Genomic DNA, 23,221 nt, shown 5'->3' on the forward strand with positions numbered 1-23,221 from the left:
TCTCCGCGATAGCGACCTTCGTCAGGGGTCGTCGAGGCCATCCGGTGAGCGCTCGATGACGAATCGGAAAACTCCGTTGAGGATGTCCGGACCGCTACGTATGCTCGCACCATGTGAGCACGCTGGGAGTTCTCCCTGTGCGCCGTGACAGTCCTGAGAAGTGTCGAACCCGACCGAGGAGACAGCACCGATGATGTCCGCTTCAGACGACGAGAACCGCAGGGTTCCCGTCTCGCACCCTAGAAGTCGGGGGCGCATCGGCGCTCTCGCCGTGACCTGCGTCGCCGCGCTCGGCCTCGGCACGCTGGCCGCTGTGCCTGCCACAGCCGACACCACGGGGACGGGGGTGGTGATCAATGAGGCGTACCTCTCCGGCGGCAGCGCGGGGGCGGCGTTCAAGAACAAGTTCGTCGAGCTCTACAACCCGACCTCGGCGCCGATCACGCTCGACGGCATGTCGCTGCAGTACCGGTCGGCGACCGGCACCGGCGCCTCCAATGGCGTGGCGCCGCTCACCGGCGTCATCCCGGCCGGCGGCCACTACCTCGTGCAGGGCAACAGCAACGGCGCGAACGGTGCGGAACTGCCAGCTCCGGATGCCACGAGCACCCTGACTCCGAGCGGCACGAACGGCACGCTCGCTCTCGTCGAGGGCACGGCCGCAGTGACTCTCACGCCCGGCTCGGTCGTGGGCGTCGACGGCGTTATCGACGTCTTGGGCTACGGCACGTCCAACACGTTCGAGACCAAGGCGGCGACCCCGCCTGCCGGCAACACCGATGTGAAGTCGCTGAACCGCGCCGACGGCGTCGACACCGACGACAACAGTGCTGACTTCACGCTCTCGGCCACCATCACCCCGCAGAACTCCGGCGACACCGACCCGGGCACCGACCCCGGCGGCGAGCCGACCGAGGCGACGATCGCCGAGGTGCAGGGCACGACCGACGTGTCGCCGCTGAGCGGCAAGACCGTGCAGGTCGAGGGCGTCGTCACGGCCGACTACCGCACCGGCGGCTACAAGGGCATCGTCATCCAGACGCAGGGCTCCGGGGGCGCGACAGACGCGACGCCCGGCGCCTCGGACGGCGTGTTCGTCTTCCTGAACGCACTGGCTCCGAGCCTCGAGATCGGAGACCTCGTCTCGGTCACCGGCTCCGTGAGCGAGTACTTCGGGCAGACGCAGCTGAACCCCGCTGCGGCCGCCGACATCGAGGTGCTGACTGCCGGCGTCGGCGTTCCCGCCGTCACGCCGCTGCCCGCCACGGTGCAGGGTGCGGATCGCGAGCAGTACGAGAACATGTACGTGGCTCCCGAGGGCAGCTACCGTCTCGCCTCCAGCCACCAGCTCTTCAACTTCGGCACGCTGTGGCTGAATGCGGGTGCCGATCTGGCCGTGAAGAGCACCGAGGCCACGCGTCCCGGCGCTGAGGCGGCGGTCATCGCCGCGGCCAACCGCGCCAACCGCATCCTTCTCGACGACGGCTGGTCCATCCAGGTGTCCAACAGCGGGCACCCCGGCGAGCAGCCGTACTTCTCGAAGGACACGGTAGTCCGAAACGGCGACACCGTCGACTTCGGCGACAACGGCTACGTGCTCCAGTGGGGCTTCAACGACTGGCGTCTGCAGCCGGTCGTGCCGATCGACGACTCCTCATCCGCCGACCTGAAGGTCGGGTTCGAGGCGACGAACCCGCGCGCCGTCTCCGCGCCTGAGGTGGGCGGCGACGTGCAGGTCGCGTCCTTCAACGTCTACAACTACTTCACGACGCTGAAGAGCGAGAACTCCAACGCCCGCGGGGCCGCGAACGCGGCGCAGTTCGCGATCCAGAAGTCCAAGATCGTCGCGGCGATCAACGGACTCGACGCCGAGATCGTCTCCCTCATGGAGATCGAGAACTCGGTCAAGCTGGGCAAGCCCGTCGACACGGCCCTCAAGGACCTGGTCGCCGGCCTCAACGCCGACGCCGGCAGCGATGTGTGGGACTACGTGCCCACGCCCGCCGCGCTGAACGACGCGGCGACGACCGACTTCATCACCAATGCGATCATCTACAAGAAGGACGCCGTCGAGACCGTGGGCGACAGCGCCACGGTCACCGACGAGACCGTGTGGGGCAACGCGCGCGAGCCGATCGCGCAGGCGTTCGACATCGACGGCCGCGTCGTCACGGTGGTGGCGAACCACCTGAAGTCGAAGTCGCCGCCCGAGGGCGCAGGTGCGGAGCCGGCCGACGGTCAGGGCTTCTTCAACGCCGACCGCGTGAAGCAGGCGAACGCGATCCTGGCCTTCACCGCCGAGCTCGAGGAGACCACCGGCAGCAGCGACATGCTGCTGATCGGCGACTTCAACGCCTACGGCAAGGAAGACCCGATCGACGTGTTCACCTCGAAGGGGTGGAGCGACCTCGTCGCCGACAAGACCGATGGCCAGTACACGTACACGTTCGACGGCGAGCTCGGTTCGCTCGACCACGTGATCGCGTCGCCGTCGCTCGCCTCGTCCATCACGGGCGCAGGCGTGTGGGGCATCAACTCGCCGGAGTGGAGCGACCGCGGCTACGCGTTCGGCGCCACCGAGACGGGCACGCCCTACCGGTCCAGCGACCACGACCCGATCATCGTCGGCGTCTCTTCGGAGATCCCGCCGGTGAGCATCGACGTCGTCACGGTCAACGACTTCCACGGTCGGATCGAGGCCGACGGTGCCGCCGCCGGTGCCGCCGTGCTGGCGGGAGCCGTGAAGCAGTTCCGCGACGCGAACCCGAACACGATCTTCGCCGGTGCCGGTGACCTGATCGGCGCGTCGACGTTCACCTCGTTCATCAACGACGACAACCCGACGATCGACGCGCTGAACGCGGCCGGTCTCGATGTCAGCGCCGCGGGCAACCACGAGTTCGACCAGGGCTGGGAAGACCTGCGCGATCGCGTGCAGGAGCGTGCGGACTGGGAGTACATCTCGTCGAACGTCTTCGTCACCGAGACGGGTGAGCCCGCGCTCGCACCGGCCTGGGTGAAGGAACTCGACGGCGTGAAGGTCGGCTTCGTCGGTGCTGTCACCGAAGACCTCGACTCGCTCGTCTCGCCCGAGGGCATCAAGGATCTCGAGGTCCGCAGCATCGCCGACTCCGTGAACGCGGTCGCCGATGATCTGAGCGACGGCGACGAGTCCAACGGCGAGGCAGATGTCGTCATCCTGCTCGTGCACGAGGGCGCCTCCAGCGTCGAGCTGTCGAGCATCACTCCGGATTCGCCGCTCGGCGAGATCGTCTACGGCGTCGACGACGACGTGGACGCGATCGTGTCGGCACACACCCACCTCGCCTACAACCACGTGATCGACGGCCGCCCGGTCGTCTCCGCGGGGCAGTACGGCGAGAACCTGGGCCTGATGAACATCAAGGTCGACCCGAAGACGAAGGAACTGATCTCGATCACCAACGAGATCAAGCCCCTCACCGCAGCGGGCAAGCCGCTGTATCCGGCGGTTCCCGAGGTGCAGGCGATCGTCGACAAGGCCAAGGCCGAGGCCGACGTCCTGGGAGCGATCAAGGTCGGCGACATCACCGCCGACTTCAACCGGGCGCGCCAGAGCGACGGCAAGACGGAGAACCGCGGTGGCGAGTCCACCATCGGCAACTTCGTCGCCGACGTGCAGCAGTGGTCCACGGGCGCCGACCTGGCGCTCATGAACCCCGGCGGCATCCGCGCGAACCTCACCTACGCCTCGTCCAACGCGAACGATCCCGCAGGCAACGTCACCTATCGTGAGGCGGCGACGGTACAGCCGTTCGCCAACACGCTGGTGACGTTGACGCTCACCGGTGCGCAGCTCAAGGGCGTGCTCGAGGAGCAGTGGCAGCCGGCGGGTTCGGCGCGTCCGTTCCTGAAACTCGGAGTCTCGGAGGGGCTGGTCTACACCTACGACCGGGCCGCTGCGCAGGGCTCACGTATCACGTCGATCACGCTCAACGGCACACCGGTCGACCCGGCGGCGAACTACACGGTCGCCGCCAACTCGTTCCTCGCCGCGGGTGGAGACAACTTCTTCACCTTCAAGGAGGGCGCAGGCAAGCGCGACACCGGCAAGATCGACCTGCAGTCCATGGTCGACTGGTTCGACGCGAACAAGACCGCGAGCCCCGACTACGCCCAGCGCGCGGTCGGAGTGGCGGTCAGCTCCGCCGATGCCGACGGATACAGCGCCGGCGACCAGGTGACCGTGTCGCTCTCCTCGCTCGCCTTCAGCGCGGGCGAGCCGGCACCGGGCGAGGTGACGCTCTCGCTGGGTGACGCCGTGCTCGCCACCGGAGTCGTCGATCCCGCGGTCGTCGACACCACCGACGAGGGCGGGCGCGCGAGCCTCACCTTCACGGTGCCGTCGGGAGTCTTCGGGGAGCAGTCGCTCACCGTCGCCGTCGCTGGGACCGGGACGACCGTGCAAGTACCGTTCACGATCGCCGGTGAAGAGGAATTCGCCGGCACGATCGCCCTCGGCTCGTCGAAGGTGACCGCGGGCAAGAACCTCAAGGTCACCGGTGAGGGCTACATGCCCGGTGAGACGGTGAGCATCGAGCTGCGACCGAAGAAGGGCAAGCCGGTCCCGGTCGGCACCGTCCAGGTGGGTGCCGACGGCACGTTCAGCACCCAGGTCACTGTGCCGAAGAGCGCGCCGTCGGGCAAGTACACCGTCGCCGCGTCGCAGGCCGACGGGGATGCGGCGACTGCGACGGTCACGGTCAACCGTGCCGGCGGGATCATCGGGGCGATCCTCGACTGGCTCTGGGAACTGCTCACGCGGTGGTTCTGATCTGGACGAGTGGTTCTGATCCGGTAGTCGGATGACACAGGCGAAGGCCGTCGGGAGTGATCCCGGCGGCCTTCGTCGCGCCCGCCGTCTCCGCCCCCCGCCGCTCCTCGGCACAACTTCGGAGTCCGAGGCAGACACGCCGGGTGGAACTCCGGAGGATCGGCGTGTGGCTTCCGATCTCCGAAGTTGTGCTGTTGCGGTGGGGAGCGCGACCGTCTGAGGGCGGATTCGACGCGAATTCGCGGCGGCTAGACTGGACGCATGCCCGAACCGAAAGTCGCCAGCTTTCCGGCGATCCGCGGTGCGCTGAGGTTCTACCAGATCGCGTCGATCATCACAGGAGTCATGCTGCTCCTGCTGCTGACCGAGATGGTGCTGAAGTACACGCCGATCCACCTCGAGCTCTTCATGGGAGGCTCCGGAGGACCGCTCTGGTTCGCCGGCGTGCTCGCCGGGCCCGACTGCCAGTGGTGGTCGCTGTTCGCCCCGATGACCAACTCCTGCGAGATGACCTCGCTGGGCGACGGGTTCAACCTCTCGCTGTTCATCCTCGTGGCGCACGGCTGGTTCTACGTCGTGTACCTCTTCGCGTGCTTCCGCATGTGGAGCCTGATGCGCTGGCGCTTCCCGCGCTTCATCCTGCTCGCGCTCGGCGGCGTCGTGCCGCTGCTGTCGTTCTTCATGGAGGCCGTCGTCGCCCGTGAAGTCAAGACCTATCTCGCCACCAGGGAGGCCGCCGAGGCCTCCGCCCCCGCCCCGGAAGGTGTCCGTTGACCGAACAGTCCGAGACCCAGCAGCGTCCTGCGCTCGTCGTCGACTTCGGCGCGCAGTACGCGCAGCTGATCGCCCGTCGCGTGCGCGAGGCCGGCGTCTACAGCGAGATCGTGCCGCACACGGCCACAGCAGAGGAGATCGCCGCCAAGAACCCGGTCGCGATCATCCTCTCCGGCGGTCCCTCGTCGGTTTACGAAGAGGGCGCGCCGAAGCTCGACCCGGCGGTCTTCGACCTCGGGATTCCGACCCTCGGCATCTGCTACGGCTTCCAGTACATGGCCCAGACGCTCGGCGGCGAGGTCGCGCACACCGGACTGCGCGAGTACGGCGCGACGGACGCCGTCATCTCGGGGGACGGCGGCACGCTGCTCGGCGGTCAGCCGGCGGAGCAGAACGTGTGGATGAGCCACGGTGACCAGGTGGCCACAGCACCCGAGGGCTTCGACGTGCTCGCCACGACCGAAGCGACCAAGGTCGCGGCGTTCGCGAACGAGGAGCGCGGGTTGTACGGCGTGCAGTGGCACCCCGAGGTCAAGCACTCCGACCACGGCCAGCGGGTGCTCGAGAACTTCCTGCACAAGGGTGCGGGCCTCGCCTCCGACTGGAACAGCGGCAACGTGATCGCCGAGCAGATCGAGCGCATCCGCGAGCAGGTGGGTGACGCCCGCGTCATCTCCGCGCTCTCCGGCGGCGTCGACTCTGCGGTCTCCACGGCCCTCGTGCACAAGGCGATCGGCGACCAGCTCACGGCGGTCTTCGTCGACCACGGCCTTCTCCGCAAGGGCGAGCGCGAGCAGGTCGAGAACGACTACGTCGAGTCCACCGGCGTGCGTCTCATCACCGTCGACGCGGCGGACACCTTCCTCGGCCACCTCCAGGGTGTGACCGACCCCGAGGAGAAGCGCAAGATCATCGGTCGCGAGTTCATCCGCGCGTTCGAGAAGGTGCAGCTCGACCTCGTCGCCGAGGCGAAGGCTTCGGGCGGCGCTCCCGTCAAGTTCCTCGTGCAGGGAACGCTCTACCCCGACGTGGTGGAGTCCGGCGGCGGTGCGGGCACCGCGAACATCAAGTCGCACCACAACGTGGGCGGTCTTCCTGACGACCTCGACTTCGAGCTGATCGAGCCGCTGCGAGCCCTCTTCAAGGACGAGGTCCGTGCGATCGGTCGTGAGCTCGGCATCCCCGAGGCGATCGTCGGACGCCAGCCGTTTCCGGGGCCCGGTCTCGGCATCCGGATCATCGGTGAGGTCACCGCTGACCGTCTCGAGATTCTGCGTGAGGCCGACGCCATCGCCCGCGAAGAGCTGACCAAGGCAGGGCTCGACCAGGAGATCTGGCAGTGCCCGGTCGTGCTGTTGGCCGACGTGCGCTCGGTGGGCGTGCAGGGCGACGGCCGCACCTACGGTCACCCGATCGTGCTGCGTCCGGTGTCGAGCGAAGACGCCATGACCGCCGACTGGACGCGTCTGCCCTACGACGTGCTGTCGAAGATCTCCAACCGCATCACGAATGGTGTGCGTGACGTGAACCGCGTCGTGCTCGACGTCACCTCGAAGCCGCCGGGGACCATCGAGTGGGAGTAGGGAGCGCGTTGCTCCCCGATGCGGCGCCGGTCCTCCCCGACGCCGAGTACCTGGTGCTGTCCAGCCGGCTGATCCCGGGCCTGGACGGCGGGTACACGATCGCGACGCTCGCGCGTGCCCGGCAGCTCGCCGGAGCGGGCGTCGCCGACGGAGCCGGTCCGCAGCTGCTCACGTTCGATCCGGGAACCGCGGCCGAACATGCCGTGCACCGGAGGACGTTCGCGGAGCAGGGTGCGCTCACGGACCCGTCGCGGATGCGCAACCTCTTCGATGAAGCGGTCGCGCCCGACGGGGGAGCGGCCGACTGGCTTCGTGATGCGGCGGATGCTGCCGTCACCGCCGACCCGGATGTCGAGTATCGCGTGCTGACCGATGCCGAAGGGCGCCCGTTCGCGGCGCTGCCCGTCATCCCGGGCAACCCCGACTGGCACCTCACCGAAGAGCCGGTCCTCGTGTACGACGAGTCCGGCGAGGTCGCCGGAGCGCTGCACGGATTTCGTGGCCTCTACCGCGCCTGGCTGGAGCACGTGACGGCCGCGTTCGGCGACCGGCGCATCATCGTGATCTGCGAGTCCCGCCAGCTGGGCGAGCTCATCGCGGACTGGTCGGATCCGCGGGTGCGCATCGTCCACACGATCCACACCATGCACGTGGAGGCGCCCTACACGCCGGACGCGCCCATGAACACGCTCTGGACGCGCTGGTTCCGCCTGGCCGACCGCTTCGACGCCGTGATCTGGCCGACCGCCACGCAGCGGGATGACGTGCTCGCCCGGTTCGGGGATTCTGCTCTGCACGCCGTCGTGCCGAACCCGATCGCTCCTGTCGAGCGTCGAGATGACCTGCGCGAAGAGGGCCTCGTCGTCGTGCTGGGCCGCCTCGCACCCGGCAAGCGCATCGATCATGCGATCCGTGCCTTCCTGGCGGCCGACGTCCCCGGCGCCCGGATGGAGATCTGGGGCGGCGGTCCGGAGCAGGAGCGCCTGCAGGCCCTGATCGAGGAGCTCGACGCTGGGGACCGCATCGTGCTCGCCGGATACACCGATTCGCCTGCGACCGTCCTGGATCGCGCCGCGCTCGTCGTCACGTCGACCGCTTTCGAGGGGCAGCCGCTCGGCGTTGTCGAGGCGCTTCTGCACGGCGCGCCCGTGGTGGCGTACGACGCCCGCTACGGTATCCGCGACGTGCTGCAGCATGGCGGTGGCGTGCTGGTGCCGAGCGGAGATGTCGACGCGCTGGGCGAAGCGATCCGTTCCCTCCTGACCGACCCCGACCGGCTCGCGTCTCTGAGCGCAGAGGCGCCGTCGGTCGCCGCGGCGTGGAGTCCGCAGCGCTCCCTCGACGCCCTCACGGCAGTGATCGCTGAAGCAGCCTCCGCACCTCCGCGCCGCTGAGCCGTCCGGTTCCGTCACCTCCCTTCCGCTCCGGTCGCTGCCGGACGCTCCGGTCGCAGTTTCTGTCGCTTTACCGCGCTGAAACCGACAGAAAGTGCGACCGGAGCATCGTCCAGAAAAAAGTTCTCGCCGATGTCGATCCGTGGCATTCCCGTTCGACGTCTGTAGTGAGAGGGTCGAGAGACGGCCCTTCGAACAAGGAGAACATCATGAAGTTCATGCTCATCATGCGCGCAGACGACAGCGGTGTCGAGGCATACAAGGAGATGCCTTTCGAGCAGGTCATCGAGGCCATGGGGAAGTACAACGAGTCGATGATCAAGGCCGGCGTGCTGGTCGCCGGCGAGGGCCTGACCGACGCGGCCGAGGGCCTCGTCGTCGACTTCAGCGCCGAGAAGCCGCTCATCACCGACGGCCCCTACGGCGAGACCAAGGAACTCTTCAACGGCTTCTGGATCCTCGAGGTCTCCTCGCGCGAAGAGGCGGCTGAGTGGGCGAGCCGTGCCCCCCTCGGCCCCGGATCCTTCCTCGAGGTGCGTCGTGTGACCGGTGTCGAGGACTTCCCGGCCGACAACGAGTGGATCGAGAAGGAAGCCGGTTGGCGCGAAGAGCAGGCCCAGCGCGCACAGCAGTGATGGACGCTTCCGCACACAGCGAGACCGTGCGTTCCGCCCCCGATGACGGGTCGGCGGAGCGCGCGGTCGCCGCGGTGTGGCGCATCGAATCGGCCCGCATCGTGGGCGCGCTGACCCGCATGGTCGGCGACTTCGGTCTCGCGGAGGACCTCGCCCAGGAGGCACTCGTCGATGCGCTTCGGCAATGGCCGGTCGAGGGAGTGCCGCGCAACGCCGGGGCCTGGCTCACGGCGGTGGCGAAGCGCAAGGCGATCGACGGATGGCGACGCGCGGAGCGACTGGATGCCCGGGTCGCCGCTCTCGCCCACGACCTGGAGCGCGAACAGGCCGAGTCTCCGGACATGCTGTGGGACCCGGATGCCGTCGATGACGACGTGCTGCGCCTGATCTTCATCGCGTGCCACCCGGTGCTGTCGAAGGAGGCGCAGGTCGCTCTGACCCTCCGGGTGGTCGGTGGCCTGTCGAGCGAGGAGATCGCCCGCGCCTTCCTCGTACCGACAGCGACCGTGCAGCAACGGATCGTGCGGGCGAAGAAGACCCTCGCCGCGGCGAACGCCCCCTTCGAGGTGCCGCCTCGCGAGGAGCACGCCGCTCGTCTGGGCGCGATCCTGGGAGTGCTGTACCTGATCTTCAACGAGGCGCATGCGGCGAGCAGCGGCCCGGAGTGGATGAGACCCGAGCTGAGCGACGAGGCCATTCGGCTCGGCAGGGTGCTCGCGGCGCTGATGCCGCGCGAGCCGGAGGTGCACGGCCTACTCGCGTTGATGGAGCTCACCGCGGCCCGGTTCGCCGCGCGTGTGGATCGGAACGGCGACCCCGTGCTGCTCGCCGATCAAGACCGCGGACGGTGGGACCGCGCGCGCATCACGCGCGGTCGCGCGGCGTTGGCGACGGCCGACGCGCTCGGTCGCGGCCGCGGTGCGTACTGCCTGCAGGCCGCGATCGCGGAGTGCCATGCGGTGGCGGCATCCGTCGACGACACCGACTGGGACCGCATCGTCCTGCTCTACGAGGCTCTCGGACGGATCTCGCCGTCGCCGGTCGTGGAACTGAACCGTGCGGCCGCCGTCGCGATGGCGACGGGCCCGGCGTCGGCGTTGCGCATCATCGATCAGCTGTCGAGCTCCGGTGCCCTGCGCGGCTACCACCTGCTGCCGGCCACGCGGGGCGAGTTGCTGCGGCGACTCGGTCGCGAGGAGGAGGCACGGAGTGAGTTCGCCGTGGCTGCGGGCCTCGCGGGCAATGATCGCGAGCGCTCCCTGCTCGAGCGGAAGGCTGCCGGGGCAGAGAAATAACCCGCCCCCTTCGGATGCACGAGGCAGCCGTTGGGGACGGGCGTGTGGGATTTCGGGGAAGCGTCAGTCGTTGACCTTCTGACCGCGATTCGCGACCAGGCCGTAGATCAGCAGCACGACGATCGAGCCGGCGATGGCGAGGAGCCAGGTGCCCAGATCCCAGAATTCGGTCAGCGGCCGGTTGAGGATCAGGCTGCCGAGCCAGCCGCCGAGCAGGGCGCCGACGACACCGAGAAGCAGGGTGATGAACCACCCGCCGCCCTGCTTGCCGGGCAGGATCAGTTTGGCGATGGCCCCGGCGATGAGGCCGAGGAGAAGAAAGCCGAGAAAACTCATGATCAGCTCCTATGTGTCAGGAGCCCCGCGGGTGGCAGGGCTTCGTGAGCACAACAATGCCGGTCTTCGGAGTCGCACGACAACCCCTTGCGCACACGTCCCCGGATATGCCAAAAGGCCCGCCTCCTCGGGGGAGACGGGCCTCTCGAACGGTGATTCGCGTCAGTTGTTGCCGCGCACGATCGCGATGATGCGCAGGATCTCGACGTAGAGCCATACGACCGTGACCATGATGCCGAAGGCGCCGAGCCAGCCGTACTGGCGGGGCGCGCCGTTGCGGACACCCTGCTGGATCTGGTCGAAGTCGAGCACCAGGGAGTATGCGGCCATGATCACGACGAGGACGCCGATGATGACGCCGAGCGGGATGCCCATGATGTTGGCGCTGAGGAGGCCGAACTCCTGGCCCTGGGGCAGCACACCGGTCCACATGAGCACGAGGTTCAGCAGCGAGAAGACGAGGTAGCCGATCATCGCGATCATGAAGACCTTGGTCGCCTTCTTCGACGCGCGAATCTTGCCGCTCGCGAAGAGCGCCAGGGTCACACCGACGACCGAGACGGTCGCGAGGGTCGCCTGGAAGACGATGCCGGGGTAGATGACCTCGAAGAACGCCGAGATGCCACCGATGAAGAGGCCCTCGAGCGCGGCGTAGCCGAAGATGAGCGCGGGGCGCACCTTCTTGCGCGAGGTGAAGGTGATGACCATCGCGAGCACGAAACCGCCGAGCGCGCCGATGATCCACGGCAGCATGTTGACGGGCGCCGGGTTCTCGGGGTTGTACGGCGGAGCATCGACGCCGCCGAGCGTCCACACCCAGCCGATCGCCGCGGTGACGAGAAGGATGGCGAACAGGCCGGCGGTCTTCCAGACGGTGTCCTCGACGGACATCCGGTCGGTCTCGATGGCGCCTGCCGGCGGGGCCGCGTACATGCCCTCGAGCTGTGCGTTGGCCGCGGCATCCATCGCCCCGTGCTGGAGCGAGGCGTTCTGCGCGCCCTGAGCAGCCTGCGGTCCGCCCGGGTAGGTCGCGACGTTGCGCGGGTCCTGCTGCTGGAAAGCAGGGTTGTTGAAAGCGAAGTTGCTCATTGGTGGGCCTCACTCCAAAGGGGGTTGTAGGTCTCTTTCCTCCACGATACTCGGGTGGTGCCGCTCCGGGCGTGTTCTACGCTGAGAGCGTGCCCAGGAAATCTCCCCTCGTCATCGGGCACCGCGGTGCGCCCGGCTACCGCCCGGAGCACAGCCGCTCCTCCTACGAACTGGCGCTCGCCATGGGCGTGGATGCCGTGGAGCCCGACGTCGTCGCCACCAAGGACGGCGTCCTCATCGTGCGGCACGAGAACGAGATCTCGGGCACGACCGACGTCGCCCTGCATCCGGAGTTCGCCGACCGCAAGACGACCAAGCGTGTGGACGGGCAGGCACTGACCGGCTGGTTCACCGAGGACTTCACCTGGGCGGAGCTGTCGACCCTGCGCGGGCGCGAGCGACTGCCCGAGGTGCGGGTCTCGAGCGCGAGCTTCGACGACTCGCAGGCCATCCTCCGCCTGCGGGACGTGCTCGACATCGTGCGCGACGGCTCGGCCGAGCACGGTCGGGAGATCGGCGTGGTGCTCGAGGTCAAGCACGCCACCTACTTCGCCAGCATCGGCCTCGACCTGGCTCGACTGATCGAGCGTGAGCTGCGAGATGCCGGCTGGGCCGAGGGAGAGCTGCCGCTGGTGATCGAGTGCTTCGAGTCGACGGTGCTCGGGCAGCTGCGAGAGCGCGGCGTCGCCGCGTCGTACATCTACCTCATCGAGGCGAAGGGACGCCCCTACGACCGGCTGGTGGCCGAGGGCAAGCAGGCGCTCACGTACAAGGCGACGGTCACGCCCCAGGGGCTCGACGGGCTGGTCGGCCGCGTCGACGGCATCAGCGTGAACAAGAAGATGCTGCTCGCCCGAGGCAACACGATCGTGGACGATGCGCATGCCCGCGGTCTGCAGGTCTTCACCTGGACGTGCCGGCCGGAGAACGCGTTCCTGTCGCCGGAGTTCCGGGGTTCGGGCGGACGCTCCGAGTTCGGGGACTACGAATCCGAGTGGGGCGTCATCGCGCGCCAGGGCGTCGACGGTGTCTTCGTCGACCACCCCGATCTGGGCGTCGCGTTCTTCCGCGACTGAGCGGAGGCATCGGTGGACGGCCGCGCCTCAGAGGGGGCCGAGAACGCGCTTCACATCGTCGTCGAGTGCGAGGGCCCGCAGCGGTTCGAGGATCTCACGCTCCTCGAAGCGGAAATGCGACTCCATGATCGCGGCGATGCCGTCGAGGTGACCGGCGATGGTGGGCGCATCGTCACCGCGCTCCGCCGCGACGCGCAGCGAGCCGAGCAGGTGCGCGAGCATCGAGTGGTCCTGCATGAGCTTGTCGATGACGCCGCCGAGCTCGGGATGCTCTGCGCGCAGCGCCGGGAACAGCGCGCGATCCTCGGCGCCGTGGTGCCCGTCGAGCGCTGCGCAGAAGCCGATGCAGTAGAGCACGAGTTCGGAGGTCGCAGCGGGGGCTGCGTCGCCGCGGTCCAGCGCGTCACGGGTCGCGGCGAGTGCGGCACGGAGGCGGGAGTGGGCGGAGCGGAGTTCCTGATCCCAGGCGATCAGGCGGGCGGCATCCATCGCCCCAGTGTAGGGAGTCTCGAGGTCAGAGCGTGCGGTCGAAGGCGCCGCGGCGGGTCGAGACGATCTCCTTGCCGAGCGGCATGAGCGAGATCGGGACCATCTTGAAGTCGGCGATGCCCATGGGGATGCCGATGATCGTGATGCACAGCAGGATGCCGGAGACGATGTGCCCGATCGCGAGCCACCAGCCGGCCAGGATCACCCAGAGGACGTTGCCGAGGAACGAGCCGACGCCCGCCGTCGGCTTGCTGACGACCTCGCGCCCGAACGGCCAGATCGCGTAGGCGGCGATGCGGAACGAGGCGATCGCCCAGGGGATCGTGATGATCGGGATGCACAGCAGGATGCCGGCCAGGACGTACCCGAGGAACAGGGCCCATCCGGCCAGGATGACCCAGATGATGTTGAGGATCGTGCGCATGGGGAGATTGTGTCACCCGCGTGACTCGCTGTCTGAGCATCCGCCCCGAGGTCCCCGGCCTCCGGTGCTCCCGATGCCAGACTGACCGCATGACCGGAATCGTGGTGCAAGACGTCAGTAGAGCGTTCGGGACGGTGCAGGCGGTGAGAGGGGCCACCCTGCGAGCCGAGCCGGGCCGCGTGACCGGACTGGTCGGGCCGAACGGCGCGGGCAAGACGACCCTGCTCCTGATGCTCGCCTCCCTCCTCGCGCCCGATTCCGGCTCGATCAGCATCGGCGGAGTCGACCCGTCGGTCGACCCGCTCGCCGCACGGCGCCTGCTCGGATGGATGCCGGATGCGCTCGGCGCCTGGCCCTCGCTCACGGCGAGGGAGACCATCGTCACGACGGCCCGCCTGTACGGCATCGAGAAGCCGGATGCGGACGCTCGGGCGCAGCACCTGCTCACCCTCGTCGGGCTCGCGGAGCTCGCGGACTCGCCAGCGAAGGTGCTGTCCCGTGGGCAGAAGCAGAAGCTCGGCCTCGCCCGCGCGCTCGTGCACGACCCGCAGGTGCTGCTCCTCGACGAGCCGGCATCCGGACTCGACCCCGAGGCGCGGGTCCAGCTCCGCGTGCTGCTGCGCCGACTGGCCGCCGAGGGGCGGACGGTCTTGATCTCGAGCCACATCCTCTCCGAGCTCGAAGAAGTCGTCGACGACTCCGTCTTCCTGGTCGCCGGCGCCGTGGTGGATGCCGCGCCCGCGCAGACCTCGGTTCGCGCCTGGCGAGTGCGCCTGGCGGGCGCGACCCCGGAACGCCTGAACGCCGACACGTGGCAGGTGGCGTCGAACCTCGGCCTCGCACCGGAGTCGCTCGCCACCGACCGTGGCGGCGTCCTGGTCGGATTCGCCGGTGACGACGCGGCGGCGCAGTCGCTGCGCCGGCTCGTCGAGGCGGGGCTGCCCGTCGCGGAATTCGCCCCGGCGCAGAGCGACCTGGAGCACACGTTCCTCAACCTGCCGCAGGCGCCGGTGCCTCAGGCCGCCGCCGCCGCCCCGCAGCATCCGGCGCCGCCGGCGGCATCAGCGCCATCAGCGCCACCGGCACCGCCCGCTGCGCCACCCGCGGCACCGACCGGAACGGAGGCGGGAGCATGAGCCTCGCGAACATCGGGATCATCGCCCGACTCGAACTCACCCAGCGGCTGCGGAGCGTCGGCTGGTACGTCCTGCTGGGCGTGTTCGCCCTCATCCTGCTCGGGGTCACCGCACTCGCGTTCGCGGTGTACTCCTGGGGCGACTTCGTCGGCGCCGGCGTCTACTCGATCGTCGTCAACATCGTGCTGCTGCTGGTCGTGCTGGTCTCGCCGACCCTCAGCGGCAACGCGATCAACGGCGACCGCGATGCTGCGACCCTCGCCGCGGTCCAGGTGACAGCGGCTTCGACCGGTGACATCATGCTCGGAAAGCTCCTCGCCGCCGTCGCGACCGGAGGAGCGTTCCTCCTCGTCGCTGTGCCGTTCCTCGCGGTTTCGCTTCTGGGCGGGGGAGCGGACGCGCTCGTGCTGCTGGTCTCGCTGCTCGTGCTCGCCGTCGAGATCATCGTTGTCGCGGCGATCGGCGTCGGCCTGAGCGGACTCATCGCCCGCCCGCTGTTCTCGGTCGCAGCGACGTACCTCGTGGTCGCCGGCCTGGTGTTCGGCACGCTCATCGCCTTCGGGCTGGGCGGCATGGCCGTGCGCAGCGAGGCGACCACGTACTCCCGCCCCTACGACGCGAACGGTGCCCCCATCTGCGACGAGTGGGAGGTCGGCACCACCTACGAGGTGCCGCGGTTCGACTACGTCTGGTGGGCGCTGTCGGCAAACCCGTTCGTCGTGCTCGCCGATGCCACGCCGACGGAGTTCTCGCCGGAGGGCTACCCGGTCGATCTGTTCGGTCAGATCAAGCTCGGCGTGCGCAGCGCGCAGCAATCGCCGCTCGAGCAGCGCTGGGACGAGTGCGACCCGGACGGCGGCTACCGTACGCCGGAAGAGATCATGGAGTCCTCGGTTCCCAGCTGGTTCGTCGGACTCGGCGTGCAGGTCGTCATCGCCGGCTCGCTGTTCGCCGGGGCATGGGCTCGCACGCGGACACCCGCGCGCCGCCTGCCTCCGGGAACCCGCATCGCCTGATCCGCCCCCGAGTGTTCCGGTCGCACTTTCTGCCGCTCTGATCCCGTTCAGGCGGCACAAAGTGCGACCGGAACGGGCGAGGAGTGACGGGGCACCCGGAAGTCGCCACTTCCCGTTCACCTTCCGTGCACCGGGCGGACTCCCGGCGGCCACGCGGGATCGGTGGTCTGGGCTGGTACCCGACTGAGTCCGGTCGGGCCCCGCGCGGGCCCGCCGGCCGAGCCCACCAGGAGTCCTCCATGCCCCGCCTGCAATCCGCAGCCGCGGTCGCGGCGGTGTGCGCACTGAGCGCCGCCGCCCTGCTCGCCACTCCCACCGCCGCCATCGGCGCCGATCCCGGCATCCGCCCGGCGGAGACGGTCTCGGCCGCCCCGAGCCTCGTGCTGAACGAGATCGTCTACGACGACGCGGCGACCGGCCTCGCCGACCAGATCGAGATCTACAACACCGGCAGCGAGACGGTCGACCTCGCGGGCTGGAAGGTCGCCGATGAGAAGCGCGACAGCTTCGGCACGGCCCCCGCGGGCACGTCGCTGGCGCCCGGCGAGTTCCTCGTGCTCGTCAAGGACATCGACTTCCCGTTCGGTCTCGGCAAGGGTGACGAGGTCGTGCTCTTCGACCCGAGCGGCACCGAGGTCGACTCGTATGCGTACGAGAACACCGCACCGCTGTCGGTGTGGGCGCGCTGCGCCGACGGCACGGGCGAGTGGGCGCATGCCACTGCGGCGACCCCTGGTGCGGCCAACGACTGTTCGGTCGCTCCCGTATCGGGATCCATCGTGATCAACGAGGTCGACTCGCAGCCCGCCGACTGGGTCGAGTTCTACAACTCCGGTACCGAGGCGCTCGACATCTCGGGCTACGAGATCCGCGACAACTCCGACGATCACCGCTGGCAGTTCCTGGCCGGCACGAAGATCGAGGCGGGCGGGTTCCTCGTGGTCGACGAGGGCACGATCGGTCTCGTCGGAGGCGCCGAGGCGGCGTTCCGCGACCCGATCGGCATCGGCAGCGCCGACCGCATCCGCCTCTTCGACGCAGCGGGTACGCAGATCGACGACACCCTCCCGTGGGAGGGGCACGCCGCGATCGACGGCGACTTCACCGCAGCCACTCTCGCGCGCTGCCCGGACGGCGTCGGCGCGTTCGTGCTCGCCCATTCGACGCCCGGAGCAGCCAACTCGTGCGTCATGCCCGACGTCGTGATCAACGAGATCGAGTCGAACGGCGACACCACCGACTGGGTCGAGGTCACGAACACCGGTAGCACGGCTGTCGACCTCTCCGGCTGGACCGTCATGGACAGCGACCCCACCGGTCACGCGGCCGAGACGACACCGCTGCCAGCCGGCACGACGCTGCAGCCGGGCGCCTACTTCGTCTTCGACCAGCCCGCGAACTTCGTCTTCGGTCTCGGCAACGGCGACACCGTGACGATCCGCGATGCGAACGGCAACACGGTCGACGAGCACGTGTACACCGCGCACGCCGCGGGCGTCCTGGCGCGATGCGCCGACGGCTCCGGTGACTTCGCCGATGTCGCGGTCTCGACCAAGGGGCTGCGCAACGCCTGCGGCAACCCGGTGCGCCTCAACGAGGTCGAGTCCGACGGCGGGTCGCCCGACGACTGGGTGGAGCTCGTGAACCCGACCGACGCGGCCCTCGACGTCTCGGGCATCGTAGTGAAGGACGACGACGACACCCACGCGTACTCGATCCCGTCCGGCACCACCATCGGCGCGGGGGAGTACCTCGTGATCGAGCGCGAGCAACTCGGCTTCGGCCTGGGTGGCGGCGACGCGGTTCGACTGTTCGACGGCGAGCTGCTCGTCGACGAGACGACTTGGGGCGAGGGCCACGCGCCCGTCACCTGGGGCCGCTGCCCGGACACGACGGGTGCCTTCGCCGCGACGACCGAGTCGACGAAGGGTGCCGCGAACGTCTGCGCCGGCGAGGTAGCGGTCTCGCCGTGGCCCGGTTCGGCGGAGGTCCGCGTGCTCGACGGCGTCCCGACCTTCCTCGAGGACAGCTCGGGGCTGGATGTGCAGGAGACCGCGGACGGCGCGTTCCTCTGGGCCGTGGACAACGGCGAGGGCCGCATCTGGAAGCTCGAGGCGCACGCCGACGGCTCAGTCGAGAAGGTCGACGGCTGGGATGCGGGCAAGCGCGTCCGCTTCCAGAAGGACGCCGCGGATGCGGGCGCCGCAGGTCCGGACACCGAGGGCATCACGGTCGACGGCGACGGCTTCGTCTACGTGGCGTCCGAGCGGGACAACAGCGCCAAGGGCGTGAACCAGAACAAGGTCCTGAAGGTCGACCCCGAGTCCTCGAACGGTGACCTCGTCGCCCAGCAGGAGTGGGACCTCACCGCGCTGCTGCCGTCCGTCGGGGCGAACCTCGGTATGGAGGCCGTGCAGTGGGTGCCGGATGCCGCGCTCGCCGGAAAGCTCTTCGACGACAACACCGGCGCGGCCTACAAGCCCGCGGACTACGCCGGCCACAGTGGCGGACTGTTCTTCGTCGCGGTCGAGGACAACGGCCACGTGTACGCCTTCGCGCTCGGCGGTGAAGGCTCGGCGACGCTCGTGTCGGAGATCGCCCCCGGACTCGCGGGTGTGATGGCCCTCGACTACGACAGCGTGCGGGGCACCCTCTGGGCAGTCTGCGACGACGGCTGCCAGGGACGTTCGGCCGAGATCACCCTCAACGGCACTGCCAAGCCGGGCATCGCCCAGTACGACCGTCCGGCCGGCATGCCCGACATCAACAACGAGGGCTTCGCGACCTCGCCGGCATCGCTGTCGGTCGACGGCAAGCGTCCGGTGTGGTGGTTCGCCGACGGCTTCGCGTCCGAAGCGCTGCGCACCGGAACGCTTCCGGGCGTCGACGGCGAGAACCCCGGTGGCGAGAACCCCGGAGGCGAGAACCCGCCGCTGCCCGGTACGGATCTGATCGACGGCAACCGCAACGGCGTGACGGTCGATCCCTCGGTCGCCACCCGCGGTCAGAAGGTCACGGTCACCGTCGGAGCGGACGCGGCGGGCGAGGACATCGCGGTGTGGATGTACTCCGACCCGGTGCAGCTCGCGACCGGCACGCTGTCTGCGGCGGGCGCGATCACCGTGACGGTGCCGACGGATGCCGCACTGGGTGCGCATCGGATCGCGGTGTACGACGCCGACGGCGCACTGCTCGGCTGGGCCGACATCCGCATCGCCGGCGGTGCGGGCGGGCTCGCGGCGACCGGTGCCGAGCTCCCGGTCGCGGCGATCGCGCTGGCGCTGATGCTGCTGGTCGCGGGAGGCGTGGCGGTCCGACGCCGCGCACGCACCGCCTGAGGTCGGTGGGGTGCGTGGGTCGTCCGGCGCACCCCACCGCAGTCGTCTCGGATGCCGCATCCTCGTGCCGCAGTGTCGGTGCCGACGCCTAGACTCATAAGGCCATGACCGAAGCTCCTCTCATCGTCCCCGGATCCGTCGGCCCCCGCTCCTCCGGGGCCCCGGGGCAGGACGATCTCCTCGCCGGCCTGAACCCGCAGCAGCTCGAGGCCGTCACCTATCGCGGCCCCGCGCTGCTCATCGTCGCGGGTGCCGGATCGGGCAAGACGAGCGTGCTCACCCGCCGCATCGCCTCGCTGCTCCGCGGGCGCGAGGCCTGGCCGAGTCAGATCCTCGCGATCACCTTCACGAACAAGGCGGCCGGCGAGATGCGCGAGCGTGTCGAGGGGCTGATCGGCGACGCCGCCCGCGGCATGTGGATCTCGACGTTCCACTCCGCCTGCGTCCGCATCCTGCGCCGCGAGGCCCAGCAGTTCGGCTACACGAAGTCGTTCACGATCTACGACTCCGGCGACTCGCGCGCCTTGCTGAAGCGCCTGGTCAAGGAGCACGAGGCCGACGCCTACGGGCTCACCCCGGCAGCCGTGCAGTCGCGCATCTCCAAGCTGAAGAACGAGCTGTCCGACGCCGAGTCGTATGCGCGTCAAGCCAACATGACCGATCCGGCCGAGCGGGTCTTCGTCGAGGTCTTCGCCGACTATCAGCGGCAGCTGCAGAAGGCCAACGCCTTCGACTTCGACGACCTCATCGGACAGACCGTCTACCTGTTCCGGGCTTTCCCGCAGGTCGCCGACACCTACCGCCGCCGGTTCCGGCACATCCTGGTCGATGAGTACCAGGACACGAACCACGCGCAGTACTCGCTGATCCACGAGCTCACGCGCCCGGTCTCCGGTGCCGCGGGCTCGGCTCCCGACCCGTATGCCTCGAACGGCATGATGATCTTCGAGCCCGATCCCGAGCCCACGGCGGACGCCGGAGAACCCGGCGCCTCGCTCACTGTGGTCGGCGACTCCGACCAGTCGATCTACGCCTTCCGCGGCGCCGACATCCGCAACATCAGCGAGTTCGAACGCGACTTCCCCGGCGCCCGCGTGGTGCTGCTCGAGCAGAACTACCGCTCGACGCAGAACATCCTCTCCGCGGCGAACGCCGTGATCGGCAACAACTTCGATCGCAAGGACAAGAAGCTCTGGAGCGACAAGGGCGATGGCGACGCCATCATCGGCTTCACCGGCTACTCGCAGCACGACGAGGCGCAGTTCGTCGCCGATGAGGTCGAGGCGCTGCACCGCGCCGGAATGCCCTACTCCGAGATGGCGGTGTTCTACCGCACGAACTCCCAGTCCCGTGCGCTGGAAGAGATCTTCATCCGTTCGGCCGTGCCCTACAAGATCATGGGCGGCACGAAGTTCTACGACCGCGCCGAGATCAAGGACGCGCTGGCCTACTTGGTGGCGGTCGCGAACCCGGCCGACGAGATGTCGGTGCGCCGCATCCTGAACAAGCCGCGGCGCGGCATCGGAGATGTGACCGAGACGGCCATCGCCCGTTTCGCCGAAGACCACGGCATCAGCTTCCGCGACGCGCTGTCGATGCCGGGTCAGCTCGGGGTCGGACCGAAGATCCAGGCGGCGATCGGGCAGCTCGACGCCGTGCTCACCGAAGCCGCCGCGATCCTGACCCCCGCCACGGGCGAGGTGCCGCCACCCACGAGCGTGGCCGACGGCCTGGGCGTGCTGCTCGGCAAGAGCGGCTACCTCGATGCGCTGCGCGCGAGCCGCGACCCGCAAGACGAGGCCCGTGTCGAGAACCTCGACGAGTTCGTGGCCGTCGCCCGCGACTTCGCCCGCAACAACCCCGAGGGCACGATCGTGGACTTCCTCACCGAGGTCGCGCTGGTGTCCGACGCCGACGACCTCGACGACGAGTCCGGCTCGGTGTCGCTCATGACCATGCACACGGCGAAGGGCCTCGAATACGACGCCGTCTTCGTCACGGGTGTCGAGGAAGACCTGATCCCGCACCGTATCTCGGCCGGTGAGCCCGGCGGACCGCAGGAAGAGCGGCGACTCTTCTACGTCGGCATCACGCGTGCCCGCAAGCGGCTGCACCTGTCGCTTGCGATGACGAGGGCGCAGTTCGGCGAGGTCACCGTCGCCATGCCCAGTCGCTTCCTGCAGGAGATCCCGGCGAACCTCATCGACTGGCGGCAGTCGCCGGGAGACGTGAACTCCCGCGGGGGTATGCAGTCGCGGGCTCTGAACGCCCGTCGCCAGGGCGGGTTCGGCGGTTCGGGATCCGGTGACCGGTTCGCCGTCAAGGCGCTGCCCGGTCGCGATTCCCTGAAGCCGCTGTCGACTGCGATGGACAAGTTCCCCAACCGGGTCACGGCCAAGATGCGCGACAACGGCGACCTCGAGCTCACCGCGGGCGACCGCATCCGTCACGTCGATTTCGGCGACGGGCGAGTGGATGCCGTGACCGGCGAGGGTGCGAAGCGCATCGCCCACGTGCGGTTCGACTCGGCGGGGCAGAAGAAGCTGCTCATCAAGGTCGCGCCCATCGAGAAGATCTGACCGGCGCCGCGCCTCCGTCGACGGCGGAGCGCACAGGGGAATGCCGGTTAGGCTGGCTGATTATGGCCCTCTTCTCCCGCCGCAAGAAGTCCGCAGACGATGCCGTCGCTCCCGCCGCTGAGACGGAGGAGACGGTGGCCGGGTCGGATGCCGTGAACACCGATCAGGGCGCGACCGAGGTCGAGCAGCCCGTCGAGGCACCCTCGATCGGCATCTCGGTGCAGGCGTTCCGCGGTGTCGGCGCCGAGGCCGGGCCGGAGGTCGCGCTGCCGACCTCCGATGCGCCCTCCGCGACGGCGTCACCTGCTCCGCGTCCGGCGCAGTCCGCTCCTGCACAGCCCGCGGCCTCCGTTCAGCCCGCCGTCGCTGAGGCACGACGCCTTCCGCTCGCCTCGCCCCTGCCGCCCGAGCAGACCGAGACCGTCGCGGGAATGAAGGACAACGTCCTGCTCCGCGAGGCGCTCACCGAGATCGAGGCGGGCGCGTCCAACGACCAGCTCCTCGGGGTGATGCGCCAGGCGCTCCAGGGCCACCTCTACATCCGTGTGAACGGCGACGCGCGTGCGCAGATCAGCGAAGGCAAGCCGCTGTCGGTCGCCGTCGTGCGCGACAACGACGACCGGCAGTTCATGCTGGCGTTCAGCTCGGCGCGTGCCGTACGCGACTCGGTGCAGCTCGAGGCCGATCCCGCCGCGACCTCCGCCGTCGCGCAGCCGGTGACCTCGGTGCTGCAGCAGGTCGTCTCCGGTGACTTCGCGGGCCTCATCGTCGACAACGCCTCCGCTCCGCACCGTGTGGTCTTCCCGACCGATCTGCTGCAGAAGACGCTCGAGCAGGCAGATGCCGAGATGACGGTCAAGAACATCCTCGCCGCTCCCCGAGAGCAGGACTCCGGTCTCAAGGTCGGTGAAGCGCTCGCGGTGAAGCGGATGTGGGTCGCCGTGAACGAAGGGGACGGCAGCGGCCAGGCCGGCATCGCCGAGGCGCAGACCACCGACGGTCGCCGTTTCCTGCAGCTCTTCTCCCATCCCCTCGAGGTCATCGCGCTGGGCCGTGGCGACCGACCGCTCCCGTTCGAGCCGGAGCAGCTGGCGAAGGTCCTGTCGAGCCATTCGGACATGGCCGGAGTGATCGTCGACTCCGCGGGGCCGTCGATCATCGTCGAGCGGGATGCGCTCACCCCGGTGCTCGCGCTGGCCGTCGCCCTCGGCGACTGACGGAGCGCGCCGGGGCAAGCGCGGGGG

General features: G+C 69.1%; 16 protein-coding genes. 12 read left to right on the forward strand and 4 right to left on the reverse strand.

The genetic code is table 11. From position 1 onward, the window contains the following. Window positions 1-190: 190 nt before the first annotated feature. From ACFC14_RS10510 to ACFC14_RS10535, 6 genes are all read left to right on the forward strand, one after another. The gene (locus ACFC14_RS10510) at window positions 191-4,813 is read left to right on the forward strand and encodes an ExeM/NucH family extracellular endonuclease (RefSeq protein ID WP_376103896.1); all 4,623 of its coding nucleotides are present in this window, start codon (window positions 191-193) and stop codon (window positions 4,811-4,813) included. A gap of 261 nt (window positions 4,814-5,074) precedes the next feature. Then, the gene (locus tag ACFC14_RS10515) at window positions 5,075-5,587 is read left to right on the forward strand and encodes a DUF3817 domain-containing protein (protein ID WP_376103899.1); all 513 of its coding nucleotides are present in this window, start codon (window positions 5,075-5,077) and stop codon (window positions 5,585-5,587) included. After that, window positions 5,584-7,170, forward strand: coding sequence for a glutamine-hydrolyzing GMP synthase (gene guaA / locus ACFC14_RS10520; protein WP_376103902.1), 1,587 nt, complete (start codon window positions 5,584-5,586; stop codon window positions 7,168-7,170). The genes ACFC14_RS10515 and guaA overlap by 4 nt, the downstream gene beginning before the upstream one ends. Window positions 7,171-7,178: 8 nt before the next feature. Next, on the forward strand, window positions 7,179-8,564 hold the full coding sequence (locus ACFC14_RS10525; protein WP_376103905.1) for a glycosyltransferase: 1,386 nt from the start codon (window positions 7,179-7,181) through the stop codon (window positions 8,562-8,564). 209 nt (window positions 8,565-8,773) lie between these two features. Further along, complete coding sequence (locus ACFC14_RS10530; RefSeq protein ID WP_376103908.1) at window positions 8,774-9,199, forward strand: YciI family protein; 426 nt, start codon at window positions 8,774-8,776, stop codon at window positions 9,197-9,199. Then, window positions 9,199-10,494 carry an RNA polymerase sigma factor gene (locus ACFC14_RS10535; protein ID WP_376103911.1) on the forward strand — a complete coding sequence of 432 codons (1,296 nt, stop codon included), beginning with the start codon at window positions 9,199-9,201 and terminating at the stop codon, window positions 10,492-10,494. The genes ACFC14_RS10530 and ACFC14_RS10535 overlap by 1 nt, the downstream gene beginning before the upstream one ends. A gap of 63 nt (window positions 10,495-10,557) precedes the next feature. Here ACFC14_RS10535 and ACFC14_RS10540 read toward each other — a convergent pair whose 3' ends face one another. Then, the gene (locus tag ACFC14_RS10540; RefSeq protein WP_376103914.1) at window positions 10,558-10,830 is read right to left on the reverse strand and encodes a GlsB/YeaQ/YmgE family stress response membrane protein; all 273 of its coding nucleotides are present in this window, start codon (window positions 10,828-10,830) and stop codon (window positions 10,558-10,560) included. A 162-nt stretch (window positions 10,831-10,992) separates the two neighbouring features. Next, window positions 10,993-11,919, reverse strand: a complete 927-nt coding sequence (locus ACFC14_RS10545; protein ID WP_376103917.1) for a Bax inhibitor-1/YccA family protein — start codon at window positions 11,917-11,919, stop codon at window positions 10,993-10,995. Between the two features lie 89 nt (window positions 11,920-12,008). Here ACFC14_RS10545 and ACFC14_RS10550 point away from each other — a divergent pair, with 89 nt between their 5' ends. Beyond that, window positions 12,009-12,995, forward strand: a complete 987-nt coding sequence (locus tag ACFC14_RS10550) for a glycerophosphodiester phosphodiesterase family protein (protein ID WP_376103920.1) — start codon at window positions 12,009-12,011, stop codon at window positions 12,993-12,995. Between the two features lie 27 nt (window positions 12,996-13,022). Here ACFC14_RS10550 and ACFC14_RS10555 read toward each other — a convergent pair whose 3' ends face one another. Together ACFC14_RS10555 and ACFC14_RS10560 are read right to left on the reverse strand one after the other, a co-directional pair. Next, window positions 13,023-13,484, reverse strand: coding sequence for a hemerythrin domain-containing protein (locus ACFC14_RS10555; protein WP_376103922.1), 462 nt, complete (start codon window positions 13,482-13,484; stop codon window positions 13,023-13,025). A 25-nt stretch (window positions 13,485-13,509) separates the two neighbouring features. After that, window positions 13,510-13,908: a YccF domain-containing protein gene (locus ACFC14_RS10560; protein ID WP_136042745.1), complete on the reverse strand. Its 399-nt coding sequence runs from the start codon at window positions 13,906-13,908 to the stop codon at window positions 13,510-13,512. 89 nt (window positions 13,909-13,997) lie between these two features. Here ACFC14_RS10560 and ACFC14_RS10565 point away from each other — a divergent pair, with 89 nt between their 5' ends. From ACFC14_RS10565 to ACFC14_RS10585, 5 genes are all read left to right on the forward strand, one after another. Beyond that, a complete protein-coding gene (locus ACFC14_RS10565) occupies window positions 13,998-15,044 on the forward strand; it encodes an ABC transporter ATP-binding protein (RefSeq protein WP_376103926.1) in 1,047 nt (348 codons plus the stop codon). Next, window positions 15,041-16,060, forward strand: a complete 1,020-nt coding sequence (locus ACFC14_RS10570) for an ABC transporter permease (RefSeq protein WP_376103929.1) — start codon at window positions 15,041-15,043, stop codon at window positions 16,058-16,060. The genes ACFC14_RS10565 and ACFC14_RS10570 overlap by 4 nt, the downstream gene beginning before the upstream one ends. A gap of 239 nt (window positions 16,061-16,299) precedes the next feature. Continuing rightward, window positions 16,300-19,398: a lamin tail domain-containing protein gene (locus ACFC14_RS10575; protein WP_376103932.1), complete on the forward strand. Its 3,099-nt coding sequence runs from the start codon at window positions 16,300-16,302 to the stop codon at window positions 19,396-19,398. A 104-nt stretch (window positions 19,399-19,502) separates the two neighbouring features. Beyond that, window positions 19,503-21,977 (forward strand): ATP-dependent helicase, encoded by a 2,475-nt coding sequence (locus ACFC14_RS10580; protein WP_376103935.1) that lies wholly within the window; start codon window positions 19,503-19,505, stop codon window positions 21,975-21,977. 62 nt (window positions 21,978-22,039) lie between these two features. Continuing rightward, window positions 22,040-23,194, forward strand: a complete 1,155-nt coding sequence (locus ACFC14_RS10585) for an SseB family protein (protein ID WP_376103938.1) — start codon at window positions 22,040-22,042, stop codon at window positions 23,192-23,194. The last annotated feature ends 27 nt before the right edge of the window (window positions 23,195-23,221 follow it).

The organism is Microbacterium sp. NPDC055988, assembly GCF_042269505.1.
Classification (GTDB): domain Bacteria; phylum Actinomycetota; class Actinomycetes; order Actinomycetales; family Microbacteriaceae; genus Microbacterium.